This window comes from Thiolapillus sp. (assembly GCF_048562965.1).
GTDB lineage: Bacteria > Pseudomonadota > Gammaproteobacteria > Chromatiales > Chromatiaceae > Thiolapillus > Thiolapillus brandeum_A.
The window spans coordinates 1-2351 of the sequence record NZ_JBHNMF010000507.1; the positions used below are offsets into that span (position 1 = coordinate 1).

4 protein-coding genes are annotated in these 2351 nt (G+C 53.1%); 2 read left to right on the forward strand and 2 right to left on the reverse strand.

What is annotated here, in order from left to right; genetic code table 11:
* Positions 1–91 precede the first annotated feature (91 nt).
* On the reverse strand, positions 92–274 hold the full coding sequence (locus tag ACOCD2_RS17000; RefSeq protein ID WP_419612937.1) for a hypothetical protein: 183 nt from the start codon (positions 272–274) through the stop codon (positions 92–94).
* Between the two features lie 101 nt (positions 275–375).
* Here ACOCD2_RS17000 and ACOCD2_RS17005 point away from each other — a divergent pair, with 101 nt between their 5' ends.
* Positions 376–936, forward strand: a complete 561-nt coding sequence (locus tag ACOCD2_RS17005) for a hypothetical protein (protein WP_293649085.1) — start codon at positions 376–378, stop codon at positions 934–936.
* Here the strand turns inward: ACOCD2_RS17005 and ACOCD2_RS17010 are convergent.
* The gene (locus ACOCD2_RS17010; RefSeq protein ID WP_419612935.1) at positions 865–1221 is read right to left on the reverse strand and encodes a hypothetical protein; all 357 of its coding nucleotides are present in this window, start codon (positions 1219–1221) and stop codon (positions 865–867) included. The genes ACOCD2_RS17005 and ACOCD2_RS17010 overlap by 72 nt on opposite strands.
* A 246-nt stretch (positions 1222–1467) precedes the next feature.
* Between ACOCD2_RS17010 and trhA the strand changes: the two genes are divergently transcribed.
* Complete coding sequence (gene trhA, locus ACOCD2_RS17015; RefSeq protein WP_293649091.1) at positions 1468–2154, forward strand: PAQR family membrane homeostasis protein TrhA; 687 nt, start codon at positions 1468–1470, stop codon at positions 2152–2154.
* Positions 2155–2351: the final 197 nt, after the last annotated feature.

Below are 2351 nucleotides of genomic sequence, written 5' to 3' on the forward strand. Positions count from 1 at the left end.
CTAATAAGCCACAGGTTGCAGCCAATAGCAGTGGTCGAGCCATGGTTGTGTGGTATCAATCCAATGGCACCAAAAGCAGCGTTTGGGCGCGTCAGTTACCTGTTGTGTCATCCGCTACGAGCCATGGAGCGCAAGGGAAAGCCGGCAGTCCCCAGTAGACAACGCGGCGTCCTCCCGTCATTAGGGCGCCAGGTACAAAGCAGCAACAAGCTTGCGAGGTTGTGTTGCGTAGTGCTTGGTGACTAGGACGGCTGGGGCACAAACAGGTTGTCAAAGGCCGAGTCGATTTGGGGTCGGGATGTCCCCAAAATCCATCATGAAGCCAAACACATGCTTGTTGGCTTTTTCACATTTGTTTCGAATTGGAGGTAAAAAATGAAGGCTTGCGAAGGGTCGCCGGCAGGCAGCAATCGTGTTTGTATTGGCGAAAACTATAAAAAACTGACGTGGTTTCAACGGATCTTCGGGGTTCTTCTTATCTATGTGCCAATCATTACCATGCCGTTTCTTTTTTTCAGTGCCTATATTTCCTATTTGCATTTGAAGCTGATGGGCGCAGAAAATATCAAGACGTTATCGGATTTCCTGCCCGCACGGAAAAGCCATCGCTATACGATGAAAACCCAGATCACAGTGGATCCTGACGCTGCCTACAGCATCAGCCCGACGCGATCGAAACTATTCTGGATTGTCAATTGCACGAGGTATTGCCCGGTCAGTGTTGCGTTGCTCGAATGGCATGTCTATCTGGTGAAACTGGTAGAAAACTGGTGGTGTCCGTTCACGCATGCAAAAAAATCGGCTTACAAGGATGCGATGATTGATCAGTCCTTTTGGCATACCCGCCCCAGTGAAGTGGGAAAATTAACGCCGGAAGACCGTTACAATCCTATCTGGTATGCTGAAGTGCTTGAAAAGCAGCCGTCGGAAAAATGATCGTGAAAAAAGCGTGAAATATTCCTTCGTGCGCTGCCAGCCATGGAGAGCGAAGCGAAGGCTGGTAGACCCCAGTAGCCGCGAGGCCGCACTGCTTACCCGTCGTGCGCATAGCGCCAGAGGGGAAATCCAAACGCGGCGTCCAGTCATTGGGAGCCAAGTACGGAGCAGCAACGAGCTTGCGAAGTTGTTGCGTAGTGCTGGGTGACCAGGACGGCTGGGGCACCAATAGGTTGTCAAAGGCCGAGTCGATTTTGGGGACTGGGATGTCCCAAAATCTATCACAAGGCCGAAGACACGCTTGATTCATAATGACAACGGTTCAGACTACGGCGTTACTTTATCTGATCTTCCTGCCTGTTTCAGTGTGCGTATTCCACCCCAACGTGACCGCCGATTCCAAACGAACGTGACCGATTCCAGGGTTTTCCTTGGAATCGGCGGTCACGTTGGGGTGGAATACGCAAGGATGCGAGGATCAAGTTAAAGCGCCTCTATCCGTTAATTTAACGTAGACGATGTACTAGACACATGAACCAACCGAGAGAAAACAACCGCATGGACAATCAGACCTGGGTAGCCGAATACAGTATCGGCGAGGAAATCGTGCACGCCATCACCCACGGCATTGGCATCCCCCTGAGCATCGCTGCCCTGGTTCTGCTTGTCACCTTTTCGGCGCTTTACGGCAGTGTTTGGCACGTCACCAGCACCGCCATCTATGGCAGCACACTGGTACTTGTTTATACAGCTTCCACCCTGTATCACGGCATCCCCCACGAGCGAGCCAAACCGCTGCTGCAGAAATTCGATCACGCCGCCATTTTCCTGTTCATCGCAGGCTCCTACACACCCTTTACCCTGGTCACACTGCAAGGCCCATGGGGCTGGACCCTGTTTGGTATGGTGTGGGCAATAGCTGTATTTGGTGTGTATGCAAAACTTGCTGGCAGCGAACGCATGCAGCGCTGGTCGCTGCCTCTCTATCTGGGTATGGGCTGGATGGTGCTGTTCGCCATCAAGCCGCTGGTTGCTAATCTCGATACCGCTGGACTGGTCCTGCTGGCAGCCGGCGGCCTGAGCTACACGCTGGGTGCCCTGATCTACGCATGGGAACGCCTGAGATGGAACCATGCCATCTGGCATCTGTTCGTCCTTGCGGGCAGCACACTCCAGTTCTTTTCCATCTTTTTTTATGTAGTACCGGGCTCTTCCTGATACCTGCGTATTTTCAGCGCCTTCAGTATCTTCTTCCGCTGCTGCTGTTTTTGACTGGCAACTTTCAGATAGCGATCGCTGCCAGCCATGGAGAGCGAAGCGAAGGCTGGTAGACCCCGGTAGCCGCGAGGCCGCACTGTTTTCCCGGCGTGCCTTGCGCCAGAGGGAAAACAAAGTAGGCCTCCGAACGCGGCGCG